19 protein-coding genes are annotated in these 20960 nt (G+C 37.3%); 14 read left to right on the forward strand and 5 right to left on the reverse strand.

Annotation, left to right across the window (positions count from 1 at the left end):
* The first annotated feature begins 5 nt into the window (after positions 1-5).
* The 5 genes from glyQ to TASI_RS06330 are packed head-to-tail and all read left to right on the forward strand — an operon-like array spanning position 6 to position 5036.
* Positions 6-914, forward strand: a complete 909-nt coding sequence (gene glyQ, locus TASI_RS06310) for a glycine--tRNA ligase subunit alpha (RefSeq protein WP_014111930.1) — start codon at positions 6-8, stop codon at positions 912-914.
* On the forward strand, positions 907-3036 hold the full coding sequence (glyS, locus tag TASI_RS06315) for a glycine--tRNA ligase subunit beta (protein ID WP_014111931.1): 2130 nt from the start codon (positions 907-909) through the stop codon (positions 3034-3036). The genes glyQ and glyS overlap by 8 nt, the downstream gene beginning before the upstream one ends.
* Positions 3037-3038: 2 nt before the next feature.
* Entirely contained in the window at positions 3039-3608 is a 570-nt protein-coding gene (gene gmhB, locus TASI_RS06320) for a D-glycero-beta-D-manno-heptose 1,7-bisphosphate 7-phosphatase (RefSeq protein WP_014111932.1), read from the forward strand.
* A 2-nt stretch (positions 3609-3610) separates the two neighbouring features.
* On the forward strand, positions 3611-4333 hold the full coding sequence (locus TASI_RS06325) for a lysophospholipid acyltransferase family protein (RefSeq protein WP_014111933.1): 723 nt from the start codon (positions 3611-3613) through the stop codon (positions 4331-4333).
* Positions 4317-5036: a M48 family metallopeptidase gene (locus TASI_RS06330; protein WP_014111934.1), complete on the forward strand. Its 720-nt coding sequence runs from the start codon at positions 4317-4319 to the stop codon at positions 5034-5036. Before TASI_RS06325 ends, TASI_RS06330 begins: the two co-directional genes overlap by 17 nt.
* On the opposite strand, the gene rsmA is transcribed toward TASI_RS06330, so the two are convergent.
* The 3 genes from rsmA to TASI_RS06345 are packed head-to-tail and all read right to left on the reverse strand — an operon-like array spanning position 5020 to position 9665.
* Positions 5020-5784 carry a 16S rRNA (adenine(1518)-N(6)/adenine(1519)-N(6))-dimethyltransferase RsmA gene (rsmA, locus tag TASI_RS06335; RefSeq protein ID WP_014111935.1) on the reverse strand — a complete coding sequence of 255 codons (765 nt, stop codon included), beginning with the start codon at positions 5782-5784 and terminating at the stop codon, positions 5020-5022. The two genes, TASI_RS06330 and rsmA, sit on opposite strands and share 17 nt — an antisense overlap.
* 3 nt (positions 5785-5787) lie before the next feature.
* Positions 5788-7284, reverse strand: coding sequence for a peptidylprolyl isomerase (locus tag TASI_RS06340; protein WP_014111936.1), 1497 nt, complete (start codon positions 7282-7284; stop codon positions 5788-5790).
* The gene (locus tag TASI_RS06345; RefSeq protein ID WP_014111937.1) at positions 7284-9665 is read right to left on the reverse strand and encodes an LPS-assembly protein LptD; all 2382 of its coding nucleotides are present in this window, start codon (positions 9663-9665) and stop codon (positions 7284-7286) included. The genes TASI_RS06340 and TASI_RS06345 overlap by 1 nt, the downstream gene beginning before the upstream one ends.
* A gap of 86 nt (positions 9666-9751) precedes the next feature.
* On the opposite strand from TASI_RS06345, the gene TASI_RS06350 reads away from it, so the two are divergent.
* The 9 genes from TASI_RS06350 (at position 9752) to minE (ending at position 18359) form a co-directional block, all read left to right on the forward strand.
* Positions 9752-10783 carry an aminoglycoside phosphotransferase family protein gene (locus TASI_RS06350; protein WP_014111938.1) on the forward strand — a complete coding sequence of 344 codons (1032 nt, stop codon included), beginning with the start codon at positions 9752-9754 and terminating at the stop codon, positions 10781-10783.
* Between the two features lie 7 nt (positions 10784-10790).
* The gene (gene murU, locus TASI_RS06355) at positions 10791-11507 is read left to right on the forward strand and encodes an N-acetylmuramate alpha-1-phosphate uridylyltransferase MurU (RefSeq protein WP_014111939.1); all 717 of its coding nucleotides are present in this window, start codon (positions 10791-10793) and stop codon (positions 11505-11507) included.
* On the forward strand, positions 11488-12258 hold the full coding sequence (locus TASI_RS06360; protein ID WP_014111940.1) for a hypothetical protein: 771 nt from the start codon (positions 11488-11490) through the stop codon (positions 12256-12258). The genes murU and TASI_RS06360 overlap by 20 nt, the downstream gene beginning before the upstream one ends.
* 86 nt (positions 12259-12344) lie before the next feature.
* Entirely contained in the window at positions 12345-13052 is a 708-nt protein-coding gene (locus TASI_RS06365) for a response regulator (RefSeq protein WP_014111941.1), read from the forward strand.
* A 46-nt stretch (positions 13053-13098) separates the two neighbouring features.
* A complete protein-coding gene (locus tag TASI_RS06370) occupies positions 13099-14649 on the forward strand; it encodes an ATP-binding protein (RefSeq protein WP_044978130.1) in 1551 nt (516 codons plus the stop codon).
* Between the two features lie 32 nt (positions 14650-14681).
* A complete protein-coding gene (locus TASI_RS06375; RefSeq protein WP_014111943.1) occupies positions 14682-16436 on the forward strand; it encodes a glutamine--tRNA ligase/YqeY domain fusion protein in 1755 nt (584 codons plus the stop codon).
* Positions 16437-16447: 11 nt separating this feature from the next.
* Positions 16448-17221 (forward strand): septum site-determining protein MinC, encoded by a 774-nt coding sequence (gene minC, locus TASI_RS06380; RefSeq protein WP_014111944.1) that lies wholly within the window; start codon positions 16448-16450, stop codon positions 17219-17221.
* A gap of 46 nt (positions 17222-17267) precedes the next feature.
* Positions 17268-18080 (forward strand): septum site-determining protein MinD, encoded by an 813-nt coding sequence (minD, locus tag TASI_RS06385; RefSeq protein WP_014111945.1) that lies wholly within the window; start codon positions 17268-17270, stop codon positions 18078-18080.
* 3 nt (positions 18081-18083) lie between these two features.
* Positions 18084-18359 (forward strand): cell division topological specificity factor MinE, encoded by a 276-nt coding sequence (gene minE / locus TASI_RS06390; protein WP_014111946.1) that lies wholly within the window; start codon positions 18084-18086, stop codon positions 18357-18359.
* 67 nt (positions 18360-18426) lie between these two features.
* Here the strand turns inward: minE and TASI_RS06395 are convergent, their stop codons facing one another.
* Together TASI_RS06395 and TASI_RS06400 are read right to left on the reverse strand one after the other, a co-directional pair.
* Positions 18427-19677 (reverse strand): amidohydrolase family protein, encoded by a 1251-nt coding sequence (locus tag TASI_RS06395; RefSeq protein WP_014111947.1) that lies wholly within the window; start codon positions 19675-19677, stop codon positions 18427-18429.
* 59 nt (positions 19678-19736) lie between these two features.
* Positions 19737-20936 (reverse strand): MFS transporter, encoded by a 1200-nt coding sequence (locus TASI_RS06400; RefSeq protein WP_014111948.1) that lies wholly within the window; start codon positions 20934-20936, stop codon positions 19737-19739.
* Positions 20937-20960 lie beyond the last annotated feature (24 nt).

The raw sequence follows: 20960 nt of genomic DNA on the forward strand, positions 1-20960 counted from the left end.
TATTTATGCTAACTTTTCAGCAATTAATTCTTACGCTTCAAGCATATTGGAGCGAACACGGATGCACCCTACTCCAACCGATTGATCTTGAGGTTGGGGCTGGGACCTCTCATACTGCTACTCTCTTAAGGGCTATAGGGCCAGAACCATGGAATGCAGCCTATGTTCAGCCTTCTCGTAGACCTAAGGATGGGAGATATGGAGAAAATCCTAATCGCCTGCAGCATTACTATCAGTATCAGGTTGTTCTTAAACCCGCTCCACCTGAAATTCTTGAGCTTTATATAGGCTCTTTAAAAGCATTAGGTATTGAGCCTTTAGAACACGATATTAGGTTTGTTGAAGATGATTGGGAAAATCCAACACTTGGAGCGTGGGGATTAGGCTGGGAAGTTTGGCTCAATGGCATGGAAGTCACTCAATTCACCTATTTTCAACAAGTTGGCGGCCTAGATTGTGAGGCGACAACTGGTGAAATTACATATGGGTTAGAGCGCATTGCCATGTATTTGCAAAATGTACAAAGTGTCTATGATTTAGTGTGGACTTTAAACAGGGATGGTGAACCTGTGTATTACAGAGATATTTTTCACCAAAACGAAGTTGAGCAATCGACATACAATTTTGAATATTCCGATATTCCAACTTTATTTCAACATTTTAGAGACTACGAGCAACAGGCGAAAGTACTAGTGGAATTAGAGAATCCGTTGGCATTGCCAGCATATGAACAAGTTTTAAAAGCGGCTCACACATTTAATTTACTAGATGCACGCGGTGCAATTAGTGTTACTGAAAGGGCTGCTTACATTGGACGTATAAGAAACTTAACTAAGCTTGTTGCTCAGTGCTATTACGAATCTCGTGAAAGACTTGGATTTCCTATGCTTAAAAAGGAAGCGTTGAATGTCTAAAGAATCATTATTGGTAGAAATTTTTACTGAGGAACTCCCTCCAAAAGCACTTAGGAATCTAAGCGAAGTTTTTGCTAAAGAGATAGTACGAGGCCTGATTAAAACTAATCTTCTTGAGGGTGTCAGCAGTGATTTAGAGGCACAAAGTAAATACACCCCGTATGCAACTCCAAGGCGATTAGCCGTTATTGTGAAAGATGTTCTTGATGTGGGTCCCGAGCAAACATTCACTGAAAAACTTATGCCCGTTAAGGTTGGTTTAGACTCTGAAGGAAACGCCACACCCGCATTAGTTAAAAAGCTAGAATCCAAGGGATTATCAGGCATTCCTGTTAGTGAATTAAAAATTGAATCTGACGGCAAACAAGACTACCTGTTTGTATCAGGCATCAATGCTGGACGCTCTCTAAAAGCTGACCTTCAGGCTATTTTGGATCATGCAATCGAGAGCTTACCAATTCCTAAAATGATGCGATACCAATTAGCTGACGGAAAAACATCTGTCAGATTTGTAAGGCCAGTTCACGGGCTTGTAGCTATGCATGGCTCGGCCGTGATTGATACTAATGCATTTGGTATAAATTCAACCAATGTCTCTCATGGTCACCGATTCATGGGTAGATACAGTTTTGAGATTAATTCTGCTGATACATACGAAAAGCAACTTCTCGAAGAAGGCATGGTAGTTACAAACTATAATGAACGCAAGAGTTACATTAGCTCCAAATTAGAGAGTATGTCTTCTGAACTTGGCCTCAATATAGGGGCTGGTGAGGAGGTTGAGAATCTAATCGAAGAAGTAACTTCATTAGTGGAATATCCTGAAATCTACGTTGGTGAATTTGAAGAAAAATATCTAGAAGTTCCATCCGAATGTTTGATTCTAACTATGCGTTTGAATCAGAAGTACTTCCCTCTTTTTAAATCTAATGGGAACTTAAGCAACAAATTTTTGATTGTCTCAAATATGAAAGTAGCTGACCCTAGCAATATTATTGAAGGCAATCAAAGAGTGGTACGACCAAGACTAGCTGATGCGGAATTTTTCTTTGAGACAGATAAGAAAACTTCTCTAGAGCAGATGCTTGAGCCTCTTAAAAACGTTGTTTATCACAATAAGATTGGTACACAATTTGAAAGAGTAGCTAGACTTCAAAAGATAGCCGATTACATTGCCTCCCAATTAAGTTCTAATCCTGAACTTGCTATACGTGCAGCTTTGCTTGCGAAAGCAGATTTAAGTTCAAATATGGTAGGAGAGTTTCCTGAATTACAAGGAATTATGGGTTCTCACTATGCAAAACTTCAAGGTGAACCTGAAAGCGTATCTGAGGCTATAGCAGACCAATATAAAATTAGATTCGATAAGGAATTTACGGAAGAATCGGCCATCTCTATATCCTTATATATAGCCGATAGAGTAGAGACTTTGATTGGTATATGGGGTATTGGATTAGCACCTACTGGTGAGCGTGACCCATATGGTTTAAGACGAGCTGCATTAGGGATTATTAGTGCATTTGAAGCTTTAACTAACACAGATAAATCCTCATCTCTTTCATTAAGAGAAATACTCTTATTTACCCAATCTTTATTTGATGATATCCCTCAGACAACAGCCTACGAGGTTGAAGATTTTATTTACGATAGATTAAAGAATCAGTTATATAACAGTTACAGTAAGCCATTAGTCGATTCAGTTTTAGCTAATCGCGGACCTATAACTGAAGTTATTCCAAAAATCGAAGCCGTTAAAGAGTTTTCTGCAGCTCCAGAAGCCGAAAGCTTATCCGCTGCAAATAAACGCATAGGGAATATTCTTAAGAAAATCGATTACGTTATCCCGCAAATAGATACCAATATTTTTGCAGCACCTGCAGAAATTGATTTATACAAAGATTTTCATGAAATTAAGGATAATTTAAAAGAAGCATTTGAGGCACAAAGGTATAAAGAAGTGTTTTTGATGTTATCTAAACTTAAGACACCAGTTGATAAGTTTTTTGAGGAAGTGATGGTTATGGACGAGAATATTGCCACCAGAAATAATAGGCTAGCCTTGCTTACAGAGCTTCACGAGCATATGAATCTTGTGGCTGATATCTCATTGTTGGCTAGTTAATCATGAAATTAATAGTTCTAGACAGAGATGGTGTAATTAACGTTGAGAGCGACAATTACATCAGATCTGTGGATGAATTTATTGTTATAGAAGGCTCCGACCAAGCCATCGCAAAATTAAATCATAATGGTTATAAGGTTGTAGTTGCGACAAACCAATCAGGATTGGGTCGTGGATATTTTGATATTCATGATTTACATGCTATGCATGAAAAATTACTAAATCAGTTAAAGCCCCTTGGCGGTTATGTGGACGCATTTTTCTTTTGCCCTCATACCCCCGAAGATGAATGCATGTGCAGAAAGCCTCAGCCAGGATTGTTTTCTGAGATAATTGATCGCTTTAAATTCGACATAACAGAGCAACCGTATTTTGCTGTCGGAGATTCATTAAGGGACTTGAAAGCAGCATCTAATGCAGGATTTGAGCCCATATTAGTAAAAACTGGCAATGGTGTCCAAACTCTCAATTCAAATGAATTTATGGAATTTCAGGATGAAATTGGATATGAAATTCCAGTATTTGATAATCTTCTCTCTTTTGTTGAAAGCTATTTGCTAGCCGATAACTAGGCATGAAAAAAGCTACCTTTAAATTCCTTCTAGCAATATCGACTATCTTTTTCGGTTCGATAAGCTTAATCATAATGGCCTTTCCACTTAAATTTAAGTGGTCTTTTATTAGGTATTGGCCCAAATTAACCATATGGCTTGCTAAGCATATTTTAGGGATTAAATACGAAATTAAGGGAAAAGAAAACATAGTTCCTAGCGCATCCATATATATGGCTAAACATCAATCAGAATGGGAGACGTTTTTTCTTCCCACCCTTTTTGATAGGCCCTCATGTTATGTGCTTAAAAAAGAGTTATTAAAAATTCCTTTTATGGGTTGGGGGTTGAGAAGTGCTGGACATATACCTATAAACAGAGAGATCCCTCGGCTAGCGATGAAAGAAATTATTTCTGAGGGTAAAAATAGACTTAAGCAAGACGCAAATGTAATTATTTTCCCAGAAGGTACACGAACACCTGTAGGATCAAATAAACCATATAAGAGAGGCGGATCCATTTTAGCAACAGTAACGGGGAAAGGGGCCGTACCCATTGCCATCAACTCAGGTCATATTTGGCCTAAGGACTCCAAGAATATTAAGTCTGGAACGATAACTGTTTCAATCGGGCCACTGATTCCAAGTGAGGGATTATCCTCGGATGAGCATCTTGCATTAATTGAAAAGTGGATTGAAAATGAAATGCTTATTTTGAATCCTGAACACTATGCCTCAGCAACTTAGCCTTCTTCCCGAAAATCAAATTTTATTTGCTTTAAACGATCAAATAATAAGCATTAATTTAGAACGAAAACAAAGAAAGCGACTTGTTCTTAAGGTGACACCTGAAGGTGTTTGTGTAAGTGCTCCACTTAATGCGAGCAATGAGATAATCAGGCAATTCATTGAATCAAATAAAGATTGGCTCGCTCGAAAATATAAAGATTTAATGCCCCTTTTAAGGCCAAAAAATGAATGGACGCATGGAGGGAAATTTTTATATTTAGGTGAATATGTTTCTATTGATTGTTCGGAGGGGGTGTTTAGTCCTGTTTTAAATGGGAAAGTCCTAAAAATACCGTCCACAAATGACTCTTTAAAAGTGAGAGATTACTGTGTCTCATGGCTATATCTAATGGCTTTAGATATTCTAAATAAACGAACTCAGTTTTACGTTTCAAAAACTCAAAATTCATTTATGCAAATTAAGTTGAGCAAATCAACAGCCACATGGGGGAGATGTTCAAGCAAAAAAGAGATTCAACTTAATTGGAGATTAATTCATCTTCCGATAAAACTTATAGATTACGTCATTGTCCACGAACTAGCACACTTAAAGCACCTAGATCATAGTAGAAAATTTTGGACAGAGGTTCAGAGGACATTACCTAACTATGAGGAATTGGATAAGGAAATGAAAAGGTATTCTATTAATTCTCTGAAATAAAGTCAGATAATTTTATAAATTCACCTACTGATAAGTCTTCAGCCCTTTTGGTGGGGTCTATGTTAAGAAAATCCCAATCAATTTCATATGATTTTAGAACTCCTCTTAACATTTTTCTCCTCTGTGAAAAAGCCTGCAACACCAAGTCAGAAAAGGTTTTATAAGATTTTGGTTTATCTCTTGAGATATCCAAAGGAATCATTCTAACTACGGCGGAATCAACCTTAGGTGGAGGTGAAAATGCTTTAGGTGGAACGTCCATAATTGAGTACATTTTGTACCGCTCCTGAAGCATGACCGATAAGCGTCCATAGTCAGATGTTCCTGGTATTGCGACCATTCTATCCACCACTTCTTTTTGCAGCATAAAATGCTGGTCAATTACTCCAGATGCAAACTGCATCAGATGAAAAAGTATTGGACTCGAAATGTTATATGGAAGGTTTCCTACTATTCTTAATGGCGTAGGAAAAACAGAAAAATCTACATCCAAGACATCGGACTCAACTACAGTCAAATTATCTGCATCGTAATTTGATCTAAGTCTTTGAGCTAAATCCCTATCTATCTCTATCACATATAAATGATTGAGTTCTTTAAGCAAGACATCTGTTAGAGCTGATAATCCAGGTCCAATTTCGACAATATGATCATCTGGATGTATAGAGAGTTTGCGTACGATTTCCTCAGGCACACTCTGGTCAGTTAGAAAGTGCTGACCAAAGCGCTTGCGTGCTTGATGTACCATGAATTACAGACCAGATTTGTAACCTGTAAGTCTATTTTCGATATAAGATTGGGATCTTAATTGGTTTAACCAATCTTCTAAAATACTAGCTGATTGCTGTTGATATAGCATTTCATATGCTAGGTCTTTTCTAATTTCAGCCTTACGATCAAGATTGCGTCTTTCTAAAACCTCAATCAGATGCCATCCAAATTTAGTTCTAATAGGTTCGCTAACTTGATTAAGTGGTAGGTTGAATGCTGCTTGCTCAAATGCAGGATCGGCAGTACCTCTCATTATCCAGCTAATATCTCCGCCTACAGGTGCAGAGGTGTCATCGGAATATTTTTCGGCTAGTTCACTAAATTCAGCACCCGCTTGTAGCTGTTTTTGAATATCTAAAATTTTCTCATATGCTTTTTGAACGTCCACGACTGGATTGAAAGCCACAAGTATATGTCTAACATGAGATTCTTCTACTTGAACAGGACCCTCTTGCTTAGCTGCTTTCTCTTTTTCCGTCAATTGTGGTTGCGGTGGATCTGGTAATCTAACATTAACTGTTTTAACCCTCTGATCAACTAAACCACGTCGTTCAACGACTTTAAGAATATGGAAACCATTAGCGGCTTTGAAAACACCAGTAGTATGACCATCTCTTACGTTTTTCGTAGCATTTACGAATAAAGTAGGCCAGTCTTCATTCATACGAATGCCAAGCTTACCGCCATTAGCTGCTGCAGGTCCATCAGAATATTGCCTTGCTATATCATCAAATTTTTGACCACGTCTGATTTTGCTTAATGCTTCATCAGCCTTAGCCTTAGCCGCAGCAACTACATCAGGAGATGCACCTTCTGGGACACGAATATAAATATGTTGGAGGGCTATGGCTTTTGGCACAAAATATTGTTCCACTACCTGTCTTTTTTCAAAACGTGGTTCGAATTTAACTGGTGCTTTATATCCTTTTGGTAATCCAGTAGGATTTTGAGCTAAATAAGCTTCTATATCGTGAGGGGTAATGTTGATTCGATCACGAACAACAGCCACCTTCAAATCCTCAATCTTTATTTGCTGGCGAATGTTTTTAATATAGTCATCCCAAACAATATTGTATTGAGATGAAGCCTGTTTCATCTGCTCAGGTGTTAAACCATTTTGAGCAGCAATGTTTTGTATAGCTTGTGCAACCCTTTGATCACTTACCTTAATACCCAAGTTGTCAGCATATGAGTTTAATAATTTCTCGTCTATTAAGGACTGTAAAACTGCTTCATCAGGCAGGCTCTGACCAGAAATTCTTAAGGAATTAAGTCTAGAGGCAAAATCTGCCATAGTAATTACTTCATCATCAACTACTGCAAGAATCTGCTCTGTAGCATTAGGGCTTAAGCCATGCTTTATTTGGCTCGATGGAACTTTGTTTGTGGGCTTATTATTAATTTGTGTATTTTGAGCTATAGCTAAAGCACTTGATATAGCCAATGAAAACGTAATTATTTTTTTTGTAAAAGACATTATTCGTACCTTTCAAACGGAGATATCTCAGGGGATGGTGTAACTATTTTTCTATACCCTGGAATACTTGATCTAAGAAGTCCAAGTGGATCAGGACCAACCGATCCTAGTCCATTTAATTCTAACTGAAAATATATAGCTGTATTAGATTTTGCTGCCGAAACTGCATAACGTTGTAACACTAATCTACTAGAGAAACAACAATTATCCTTATATTCGAGGCCTAGAATTGATTGAGTAGTTCTACTTTCCCTTATCGAATAGTCCCAACGTCCAACGGCAAAAACTTTTTTACTTAAAGGCCATTGAGCGGCAATACTTATATTTTCCTTTCCCTTAAGCTGGTAAATATCCCTTAGACGCTTCCCTTTTTCATTGTAGTAGAAAGGGTCTTTTTGATATCTATACGTAAGCGATAAGTTTGCAAGTCGCTTTGGAAACCAGTTTATGGACAAGTATGTTTGCGATGATGTTAATTTGTTTTCCGAGTCTAACTGCCATCCTGCTTGAATTTTTAGAGTATCCGTAAGTGAGGTGGCAATGTTTGCGAGTATCTCCGATTTTTTTAATTTTCGAAGTCGCTGATTATTAGATATAGAAACTTTCTGCTTCGTAAAATAGAACTTTTGGGCTAATTGAACAGATAACCTCTCCTTACCCGAACCTTCATCAAACCATCGAGATGTCAATCCAACTGTTAAGTTATTTGCGTTGTTAATCCTATCCCAGCCACCTGAAAAAATATTTTCTGAATATGCAGTAGCAAAATTTAAATATGTTATAGATGTATCAAAAATTGGTATATCAGATTGGTCTTTGTAAGGAATATGAACATAGTAAAGTCTTGGTTCTAGAGTTTGATATTTTGGCTTACCAAACAGACTAGTCTTTCTCTCGAATATCATCCCCGCATCAACCGAGTAGATAGGTAAGATTCTGGAAATGCTGTCGATTTGCCTTCCTGATTGGGCATAATAGTTCACCCCTTTCCCATCATAATTTGTATGCCAATTGGTGTGATAATGAGATAAATGAAGCCCTATCGATGGCTTGATATACCAACCAGCTCGCTCTATAGGATACGTAACTTTTGTGTAAGAACTTAATCTAGATCCGTCTGGTGCCAATGGATGATGTGGCCAAACAATATTTTTTTGAAATTTAAAATTAATATAAGATAGTTTCGTGCTGATATCAAACCCACCGATATCATACCAATTCCCTTCAATCTTCAATTCTGGAAGTCGTTCGTATGTATAGTAATAAATATGTTTGTCAGAGTTTTCTGATGTTAAATCATGCAAAGACTGATATTTAGTAACCCCTAAAAAGCCCTTAATTGTAGAGTTATTAGTAAAATTTAAACTTAAATTTTTAGGTAAAAATGTTTTACTTTCTTGGTAATTTTGAAGATTACTTAGATCCCTAAAATAATCCGAATCCGAAGCAGCTCTAATATTACCGCTAAGTGAAAAATCAAACCCTAAAAAAGAACCTAGTTTATGAGTATGGGATAAACTAATAGCCCATCGACTGTCCTTTCGCTCTGAATCCCTAGGTAGATAACTAAGATTATAGACACCTGAGTAATTTGGTTTTAAATATCTAAACTCCGTCCCTAATTGAAACCCTCTTTTAGAAAAATATTGTGGATATAGTGTTAAATCTATATTTGGAGAAATATTCCAAAAGTATGGAATAGTAAAGCCCAAACCGCTTCTGGAAGTAGATGACAGGGTTGGAGTAAGAAAACCTGACCTTCTCTCTTTACGAAGTGGAAATGTCAGATATGGTGACCACAATACAGGAAAATCTTTAATATAAAGAGATCCATTTTTTGCTTCAATTTTATTTTCGTCTTTATATACATCAATTTGCGAGGCTTTTATATACCAAAATTTGGAATCGCAATTACATAAAGAAAAAATAGTTTTACCTAATTGCAGATGATTTTCGTCTAAAAGTTCTGCCCTATCCGAAGTACCCGACCCCCCGTTGCTAAGACGATATTCGACTTCTTCGGAAACTCCTGTCTTCTTGTTTACATTGTATTTTAGTGATGGGGTGGCAATGAAATTGCCGTCATTCAGTAGCCTAACATTCCCCAAAGCATGAACTTCTCCAGATTTTAAGTTATATTTTATGGAGTCTGCTTTTACTATTGAGTCTACTCTTCTGACTTGTGCATCACCTTTTAATTGCACGATATTTGAATTTTTAGAGTAAACAACCGAGTCACTTATAGTAAAGGTGGAGTTATCTTCACTTTTTAACTTTGTTTCATTAAGCATCTCAGATAGCTGAAGCCCATAAATGCCTTGTTCAACGCCAAACAATTTGCCTGATACCAATACAAAGAAAGGGAAAGCAAACTTGGACATTTGTAAAAAATACTTAAACACTGGCTACCAATAACAAAGTTAAAAAATACTAAAATAGTAAAACTTCAAATTATAAATTAGATTGTATGGCAATAACCCTAGACTCACGACTTGAAACAATAAGAGAATGGTTACATAAATTTCAAACTAAATATCATCTTGACCTATCATCAATGCGACCAGCCTCAAGCGACGCAAGTTTTAGAAGATACTTTAGGGTTGATGGTTTAAATAGTTCCTATATTGTTATGGATGCACCTCAAGAAAAAGAAAACTGTGAACCATTTGTAGACATTGCCACAAGATTAAATAAAGTTAATGTAAACGTTCCAGATATTCTAGAAAGGGACAGTGACCTAGGTTTTATGTTACTTAGTGATTTGGGTGAGAGTAACTTCTTTCATATTTTAAAAACTGGGATTTCCGATAAAGAAGTACAAAACATGTATTTGAAAGCTTTGAAAGAGCTTATAAAAATGCAAAAGGCGGATACGGAAGCATTGCCACAATATAGTAAGGAAAAAATGATTGAGGAACTTAATCTATTTCCTGAATGGTATGTTCAAAAACACTCAAAATTTGAATTGAATGAGAGCCAAAAAGAAACTCTAAAAAATATATTTGAACTTGTTTGTGAGCGAACTTCTCAAGAGCCGAAGGTATTTGTACACCGCGATTTCCACTCACCAAATATTATGTACACAAGCGAACAAAACGCTCCAGGTATTATTGATTTTCAAGATGCTGTGGTTGGCCCTATTAGCTATGATTTGGTCTCTCTTGTTATGGATGCAAGAACGACATGGGATGAACCTCAGCAAATCGATTGGGCTATTCGGTATTGGGAATTAGCTAAAGACGCAGGACTGCCTGTACCAGAGGATTTTGCAATCTTTCATGAAAACTACGAATGGATGGGATTGCAGCGAAATCTAAGGATTCTAGGCGTGTTTGCAAGACTATCTATTCGTGATGGGAAGCATCATTACTTGGACCATATCCCTAGAGTTAAAAAATATGTGCATCAAGTTGCTGCAAGGTATTCTCAGCTAAGACCAATCTCTAATTTATTAAACGAAATCGATAAGATTCAAACTGGTTTCGGGTATACGTTTTAGGAATCCTATGAAAGCAATGATTCTATGTGCTGGAAGAGGCAAAAGAATGCGACCTCTTACAGATTACACACCTAAACCATTGTTGAAGGTAGGTGCAAGAAGCTTGGTCGAATGGCATCTACAAAGACTTTCGCAAAGTGGGTTCGTGGATATCGTTATAAATTATGCTTGGCTTGGTGAACAATTTCCATTGGCATTAGGCGACGGTAGTAAATGGGGTTTAAAAATTCACTACTCGCCTGAACCCGAAGGCGGGCTGGAGACAGCCGGGGGCATTGCCAACGCAATGGATTTGCTTGGAGATGAACCAATCCTAGTTATCAATGGGGATATTTGGTGCGATTGGGACCCTAAGCTTGCCCAGAAATATAAATCAGAGTTAGAGAATAGAAATAAAGATGCTTTTCTTTTATTAGTCGATAACCCTGAGCATAATTTAAAAGGTGATTTTGCTATAGACAATGATGTTAAAATTTCCAACGTAAATGCTAGTGGGACATTCATGCTAACCTTTGCTGGAATTGGTGTTTATAATCCATCAATTTTTAAAAATATCACTAAAGGTGATTTTGTTAAATTAGCCCCGCTTTTAAGAGAATATATGGTTCAAGATAGAGTAATTGGGACTCATTTTAAAGGTCGATGGTTTGATATCGGCACCCCTGAAAGACTTGAACAAATTGAAAAAATTATCGGTAATTTGAATGAGAAAACCATCGAATAAACAAGTTCTGTTCACACCAACTTATGGTGTGCGTAAATCGCGTAGATCAAAATCTTTTCTTCCATTTTTTGTTGGTCTTTTGGTTGGTGTTGGTGGCTATTGGTTTGTACAGACTAATTATTTACCTAATGAATCAGCTGAAATTGATACAAAAGAACTCACCAAACAGATAGAGGTCCTTAGGTATGAAAAAGAGGCTTTAGTCAGCCAGGTTCATCAAGCTCAAGCCGATGCCCTAGTTCTAAAAGCAAAAATTGAAGAGGCCGAAAATAAAAGATTACAAGCTGAGGAATCAAGCAAAAATTTAAATCCCATTATTCCTGTGGCTGAAGAAGGTAATAATGACTCTATAGAAGCACTATTGAAGACTCTTCCAGAAGATACTAGTTCATCACCTATTGGTATTAGATTGGCTGAATTCAGTGGTTTTAAAGGAAGGTTAAACTATAAGTTGATTCTATCCGAGAAAGATAAATCAATTACAGAAAGACCTATAAGAATTGAAATTCTTACTAGGGGCAAATATATGAACGGTAACAATGGTTTCGAGAACATAAAGTCAATCGAAGCTGTATCGGGTCAGTATACAAATATTCAAAATTCAGCTGAACTAACTAAACGCACTCTTACTCCACATAAAGTAGAGCTTAAGTTATACGATAAGTCTACGAACAAATTAATAACTAAAAGAGAATATGAAGTTGTGCAACAAAGCCCCGAAGCAAATTCTAATTCAGAAAATAATAACTAGATTTCAATTACGAATTATTTCTTATCTTCTTAATGTTCATTAATTTTGTTTATAGTTTATAGATAAGATAAAATACAGGGGGTTTTATGAATAAGCCACTTACTAAAGTGATGATTGTCGATGACGATCCAGATTTAAGACAATTACTAGCTCAATATCTCAACCGTCATGGTTATGACACTCTTTTAGTACCAGACGGAAATGACTTAGCTGATCGTATTATAAGGTTTGCCCCTGATTTAATTGTTTTAGACCGTATGCTACCTAGCGGTGATGGTGTTGATTTTTGTAGAAATCTTCGTGATCAACATGAGGATATCCCTATTATTCTTCTTACGGCTAGGGATGAAACTGCTGATCGAGTTTTAGGTCTTGAATCCGGGGCAGATGATTATATCGGTAAACCTTTTGACCCTCGTGAACTGCTTGCTCGAATTGAGACAGTTCTTCGTCGTAAAAAAGGTGCTTCTACATTAATTAAAGAAACTCCAATACATTTTGGACCGTTTACTTTTGATCCTATAAAGCGTCAGCTACTAAAAGGCGATGAAGTTGTTAAACTTACAGGTGGAGAAATTAATCTTCTTGAGGCTTTTGTTCAAAACCCAAGTAAACCACTCTCACGTGAAAAGCTTCTAGCTTTATCTAGAAACGACGATGAGGGCGAAAGAAATGATAGAGCTATCGATATTGCGATTTTAAGACTTCGCCGAGCTCTTGAAGATGATCCTAAGGATCCTAGATGGATTCAAACTGTTTGGGGCGTTGGTTATAGATTTTCTCCTAAGGCCTAGTTTTTTAATTAAGTGAATTTGGGCTGAGTTTTCAGCCCTTTTTTAAATGAAGCTAAAACTATTCTCTTTAAGTATTCGTGCACAAATTATATTTATGACCTTTGCCACAATTATATTGGTGCAGACGGCCATATTTTATGCAGTAAATTACTTAAAGGGTGGTTTTATTGAGCAAATAGTCACTACTCAAGTATCGAACTCAATTAATGTTATAAGAACTTCTGTATTGCTTCTACCACCTAGCAGAAGAGCTGAATTTGTAAGACACGCATCTAATGGAAAATGGTCTCTTTGGACTAGAGAACTTCCGCAAGAGACACAGATACTTTGTAATAGCAAACTTGAGTGCAGAATAATACCAAACCCAACTGATCAATTTGGTACTAATAGGTCTCCACGTCCTAATATGCTTGAGAAAGTTTTTCCAAATCTAGGAGAGTTTAATTTTTTCTTTGATGATTCACATCAAAATAGAGATCACTATCTCTCACACTCAAGGGATTCTTCAGATTCGAATACTCTAACACCTTTAGATAAAATCCCTCTTAATTTTAGACAAGATTTAGTTAAACTAATTAAGGCTATCAACGCATCACTTGATGACGGCACCCGAGTTGGTCTTTCTCAAAGCGGAAATGTTCCAATTTTATATATTTCTCTTCAACCACAAATAAATCCCTTTAACAATACGCTTATTAAAGAATGGTTGGTTATACCGATTGAGGATATTGAACCACCAAACATAAGCCTTGTTTATATGTTATGGATTGGATTAACCAGCATTCTGCTATTAGGCTCTGGGTGGTATGCATGGAGAATTACAGCACCTCTTACTAAGCTTACTCATGCAGCTGATCGTTTAGGAAAAGGGGAATCAACAAAAGTTGTACCTACAGGTCCATTAGAAATTAAGCTTTTAGGACTACATTTCAACAAAATGGTACAAGCTCTTGATCAAGCTAAGACAGTTCAGCACACTATGCTAGCTGGGCTGCCGCATGATTTAAAAGGTCCACTAGCTCGTATGAGATTGCGTATCGAAATGCTTGAAAATGAACCTTTACGAAAAGGGATGCTAAATGATGTTCAAGAAATGCAAAGCATTATCGAGCAATTTATAACTTATGTACGAGGAGCCGATCCGAGTCGATATAGTTTTATTGATTTAAACATTAATCAGTGGATTGATGAACGCGTAAATGCTTGGCATGAGACTTCTCATGATATTGTTTTAGGAGAGATGCCAAAAGAACCTTTAATGGTTAAAGGTGATACTCTTGCTCTTGCTAGATTAATAGATAACCTTATATCAAATTCTCTTAAACACGGCGCACCACCTGTAGAAATATCTCTCAAACGAGAAGGAAAAAAGGCCGTTATTCATGTTCTAGACCACGGTCAGGGCATACCTGAAGAGAGAAGGGAGGAAGCTGTACAAGCCTTCTCAAGACTTGATTCTGCACGCACAAAGACTGGTAGTGTTGGTCTTGGATTAGCACTAGTAAATGCTATCGTTAATGCACATAAAGGTGAACTTGAACTTGCTGAAGCTCCTCAAGGCGGTTTGCTAGTAAAAATTTATTTGCCCCTTATATAATATGTAGTTAACTTTTTAATTAAGCATTTAGTATGTCTATTCAAGAAGAGGCTTTGGCCCCTAACTTTCTTAAAAATCTCATCGAATCAAATCTAAAAGACAATTTAAACAAAGATAAGAGATGGTCTGGAAAGCCTGGTCCTGCCTCTGTTCAGGCTGATGCACCTTTTGACAAAGCTAAAATTAGAACTCGATTCCCACCAGAGCCTAACGGTTATCTACATATAGGTCATGCTAAAAGTATTATTATCAACTTCGGTCTAGCCGAAGAATATGATGGTGAATGTCATTTACGTTTTGATGATACCAACCCAGAAAAAGAAGATACTGAGTATGTTGAAGCCATTAAAGATGCCGTTCAATGGCTAGGATACGATTGGATAGAAGACGGTCGTAGTAATCTTTATTATGCTAGCGACTACTTTGAATATTTTTATGAGTTTGCAGTTGCACTAATCAAAAATGGAGACGCTTATATCGATGAGCAAACTCCTGATGAAATGAGGCGAACTCGAGGAACTTTAACTGAGCCAGGCCTTGATTCTCCTTGGAGAAACCGCCCTATTGAAGAGTCTCTCGATTTATTTGAACGCATGAAAAATGGAGAATTTGAAGACGGAACCTATGCTTTACGTGCAAAAGTTGATATGGCTTCTCCAAATATTAATATGCGTGATCCTGTTATATATCGCATAAAACATGCACATCATCATAGGACTGGGGATAAATGGTGTATATATCCCATGTATACATTTGCTCATCCTATCGAGGATGCACTTGAATGTATTACTCATAGTTTCTGCACCCTGGAATTTGAGGATCAAAGGCCTTTTTACGAATGGCTGCTTGAAAAGCTAGCTTCCTTAGGAAAATTCCTTCGCCCTCTTCCTAAACAAACTGAATTTTCACGCCTTAACGTACAACACGTAGTAACAAGTAAACGTAAACTACTTAATCTGGTTGAAAGTGGTATTGTGGATGGATGGGATGACCCAAGAATGCCTACAATTGCGGGTTTACGAAGAAGGGGTTACACGCCCAACAGCATCCACCTTTTTATAAAAAGATTAGGTGTTTCTAAATCAGATTCATTTATAGACTACAAGCTTTTAGAGCAAGCACTAAGGGATGATCTCGATCCTATTGCTCCAAGAGCTGTAGCCGTATTAGACCCAATTAAATTGGTGATTACAAATGTGGAGGATGATTTTCAAGAGCATTGCCACGCACCAATTAATCCGCACAATCCAGAAGCAGGTAAGCGAGAATTTTTGCTTACAAAAGAGCTATGGATAGAGCGTGACGACTTTATGGAAGAGCCGCCGAAAAAGTATTTTAGGCTTTTTGTGGGAAACAAAGTACGCTTGAAATATGGCTATATAGTTGAATGTACAGGATTTAAGAAGGATGCGGACGGGCGTGTGTATGAAGTTTATGTAGAATTAATTCCAAACACAAAAAGTGGAACTCCAGGTTCAGATTCTGTAAAAGTCAAGGGCAATATCACATGGGTTAGTACGAAATATGCAATTCCAGCTCAGATAAACCTATACGATAGGCTATTTACCGAGGCCTCGCCAGATAGTGGTACAAAGGACTATATGGATTACATTAATCCGAACTCACTTAAAGTCGTTAATGGATGGTTGGAACCGGGGGTTGAAATATTGCCAGGAAATAGGTGGCAGTTTGAGCGATTAGGATACTTTGTAGCTGACCCGAGTTCAACCCCTGAAAAAGGTATAATTAATCGCAGTGTAACTCTGAAGGATTCATGGGTTGGCTGATAGGGTGATATATGGCTGTTGATACTCGCATATTAGAATTTAAAAACGTAAATTTACTTACTCTACGCTTAATTTTAAGAAGCACCGATTTTTTAAGTATTGAGCAGAATTTAAATGATTTTTTATCTGGGCCTAATGGTCAGCTTCTTCATGGCGAAAACTTAGTTGTAGACGCCTTTGCTCTATTTCAACCAATCTCATGGTCTAAGCTTGTTAATCTTCTAGCTAGATATAAAATCAGTGTCATAGGTATTTATTCTAATAAAGCACTGATTAGTAGTATTGAAGAAGCTGGTTTTAAATTTATTGAACTACCAAATATTAAGGAATCAGGAGCTTCTAAAGCTAAGGCTGCAGAAATTCAAAAGCAACCACAAGCTTCTACTTCTGCTCAATCCACAACAGAAAATAAACCTCAGACAGAAGTCTCAAAAGCCTCGACAGCACCAGTTCAAAACCTTGTCATTGAGAGACAACTCCGTTCAGGAGAAAGAATTTATGCTGAAGGTGGTGACCTTATAATCATGGGTGATGTAAGTGCTGGTGCAGAAATTATCGCTGACGGAAATATTCACGTATATGGTCATCTTAACGGACGTGCTGTTGCAGGCGCCAAAGGCGATATAAACGCAAAAATATTTACAACTAGACTTAATCCAAGTCTTGTTGCAATTGCAGGGTTCTACAGGCTATTTGATGGTGATTTTAAGTCTGATGCACTAGATAAACCTGCTGTAGTGAGCTTACTAGGCGAAACTCTTCAGTTCACGCCCCTTCGCATGTAAATTAGGTTAAGATTAAGTAATCAAAAATTAATAAGAGGATACTTTAATGACACGTGTAATCGTTGTAACTTCTGGTAAAGGTGGTGTTGGTAAAACAACAACCAGTGCTAGCTTCTCCACTGGTCTAGCTTTGCGTGGACATAAAACTGCTGTAATTGACTTCGATGTCGGTCTACGCAATCTAGATTTAATTATGGGCTGTGAAAGACGTGTTGTATACGATTTCATTAATGTCATTCAAGGTGATGCAACTTTATCTCAAGCCTTGATTAAAGATAAGAAAGTTGAAAACCTTTATGTGCTTGCAGCTTCTCAAACGCGAGATAAAGATGCATTGACTAAAGAAGGTGTAGAAAAAGTCATTAATGAATTAAAAGAACAAGGATTTGAATATATTGTTTGCGATTCACCTGCAGGTATCGAAACAGGTGCAAATCTAGCGATGTATTTTGCTGATGATGCCTTAGTTGTAAGTAATCCAGAAATTTCATCTCTTCGCGACTCAGATCGTATGATTGGGATTCTGCAATCAAAATCTTTGAGAGCGGAAAATGGTCTTGAGCCAATTAACACATATCTTGTAGTTACTCGATACAATCCTGAACGAGTTACTCAAGGAGATATGTTCTCTTTAAATGATATTAAGGAATTTTTAAATATTCCTATCAAAGGTGTTATACCTGAATCTAAAGATATTCTTGATGCATCAAATACTGGTGTCCCTGTTATTCTTTCCGAAAATAGTGATAGTGGTCAGGCCTACTCTGACCTTGTAGATCGTTACTTGGGTAAAGAATTACCTTTCCGATTTACCGACTATCAAAAACCTGGCTTCTTTAAGAAATTATTCGGAGGGTAGGACATGGCATTATTTGATTATTTTTTCGGTCAAAAGAAAAGAAGTACTGATGTAGGTAAAGAGCGTCTGAAATTAATTCTAGTTCGCGACAGAGCCGCTACTGCTGAAGAGGGTTCTAAGGTTGATTTCCTTCCTCAACTTCAAAAAGAGCTAATAGAAGTAATCTCTAAATATATTAAAGTTAACCCTGAGGATATCAAAGTCAATTTAGACAGTCAGGATTCTCTTGATGTATTAGAAGTTAAGATTGAGATGAATCCAGATTCACTTAAAAAATAATAAATCTTGGATGGATAAAAAAAGTGCAACCTGCGAATTGGGTTGCACTTTTAATATGTAAAAAAATTTAGTTTAATTTAAATTCAACTTCAAACTCTTGAGGTTTTTTCTTAAATAAAAATTCACCGTTTCTTACTGACATCATCACATCAACACGACAACGTATTGCATCAAATACTGTAGTCTCATTTAGCACGATAAAGTTAGCCGCTTTACCCTCCTCTAATCCATAAGACTCATCAAGATACATACATTTAGCACCGTTATAAGTGATTAAGTCAAATGCATTCTCGAGTTGTTCAGGACCTGCGTAATGAGTTAAATGGACTCCATTATCTAGTAGATTCATCATATTACCATTACCGATCGGATACCATGGGTCATTGATCGAGTCCTGAGCAAATGCGACATTAATACCCATTTCCATAAATTCCTTAACTCGAGTTAATCCACGACGTTTAGGATAGGAGTCTTGACGTCCTTGCAAATAAGCATTCTCTGTAGGTGGAGAAATAAAGTTCATTTTACTTTTCTTAAATAAATCAAACATGCGATAAGCATATGCATTATCCGCAGAGCCAAATGAACAGGTATGACTTGCCGTAGTCTTAGCTCCATAATCTTCCAAATAAACTAAAGCATTTAGAAGTTCTACAAAGCGAGACATTGGGTCATCATTTTCGTCGCAGTGAACGTCGATTAATCGATCGTATTTAAGGCCTAACTCAACGATATCATGCACAGATTTTTCACCAAATTCTCGAGCAGGTTCATAGTGAGGAATACCACCTACTACATCTGCACCCATTTTAAGGGCTTCTTCAACAAGGTCACGTCCACCTTTGTATGTGTACATACCGTTTTGAGGGAAAGCTACCACTTGAATATCAACGATATCTTTCAACTCTTCTTTAAGCTCCATAATAGCCTTAAACCCAACAAACTTAGGGTCTGTGACGTCAGTTTGAGCACGAATAAATTGAACCCCCTGAGATACTTCGTCTTCAATGCCACGACGTGCAAGTGCTTTAACGCTCTCTGTGGTCATGGTAGCTTTGTATTTAGGCCAATTCTCAATAGCCTCATACAAAGTACCCGACTTAGCCCCCACACTTGCCATCTCACCTAATGTATAAACGTAGTCTAAGTGTAGATGAGGATCTACATATGGTGGCAATACCAACTTGCCCTCAAGATCAATCACTTCGTCTGCCTCAGGCAAATTGCTCCCAATAGCTTTAAACTTTCCGTCCTCAATAAGTATTTCTGATGCATTAGGTTGTTTATAAATTGTTGCGTTAATAAACTTCTTACTCATATTAATCTCCTCGGTTAATAAAATTATGTAAGTGAAGATAGGTTAGAGGTAAACCTAGCCTACTTCTCGCCTAAGGTACCTATAGAAAGGTAAGAGATGATTGTTGCAGGAATTAATAATCCTACAGCCAACAAAACTACAGCCATAATCCCAGATTTAGTCAATATGTAACCTCCTACTGAAGTAGCTAGTAGGATTGAGAAATTAAACATACTACTTTGGACACTGGTGGCAATTGCTTTGGCACTCGAGCTGTGTTTAGCTACTGCCGTTTGCAGCATAGTAACTAGTGGACCGAAAGAGATACCCCACAAAAAGAAGGCTAAATAGCTAATAACAGTGCTCGTAGGGAATAATTTAATAGCCCCTAATCCAACAGCTCCTAACAAAAACATCAAAGCAGTGAAATTCCTCAGAGCTCTGTCGGTATATCTCATAGCCAACATTACAGAGATGAACGAGCCTACCCCAAAGAGCAATAAAGCCATTTCAATACCACCTGGGAAGCTCATAAAATCAACTATTTGAGTGATATAGGTATATGCAGCATAGTGTGCCATAACCCCAAGTAAAGTTAAAAGTAAAATATTTAGGACATGCTTATTTTTTAATAATGCAATAGGGTTGTTGGCTTTAGTAACCTTTTCCCCAGGAACTGAAGGTAAGAAGAAAAAGGCCAAAACCATAATAGCTACTATGATTGAACCTAAGGCATAAAATTCAACACGCCAACCCCAGGTATTACCTATCCAAGTCATAAATGGCATACCTAGACTAACACCCAAAGTATTGCCCGCCATAATAATCGCTATGGCCATGCCATGCTGATTTTCGTTAACAATCCGCATACCGTAAGCAGTAATCATAGCCCACAAAATTCCTGCAGCTGCACCCCCAATTAGACGCATGGCTAAGCTTAAATAATAAGAATTTGAAAATCCGACTGCAATATTTGATAATGCAAAACCAAATAAAAGCCATAACAAAAGAGACTTACGATTGAATCTCATAGTTGCTGTCACAAGAGGAATGGCCACAATCGCACTAGCAAGAGCATACACTCCCACCATTTGTCCAGCACTGTAGATTGAAATTCCTAGCCCATTGCTTATATGATTTAAAACGCCAGACGGCACCATCTCAGACAAGATGGCAATAAATGTGACGCTAGACATTAAAATCAAAACAAAGATAGTTGAAGCTTTAAGTTTAGAATCGGTTGAAGGGATAGCTGCTGATGGAGCATTATTCTGGTTCATGTAATACTCTCCTATGCGGTAGAC

Origin of the sequence: Taylorella asinigenitalis MCE3 (assembly GCF_000226625.1) — a bacterium.
In the GTDB taxonomy this organism is placed as follows: Bacteria; Pseudomonadota; Gammaproteobacteria; order Burkholderiales; family Burkholderiaceae_B; genus Taylorella; species Taylorella asinigenitalis.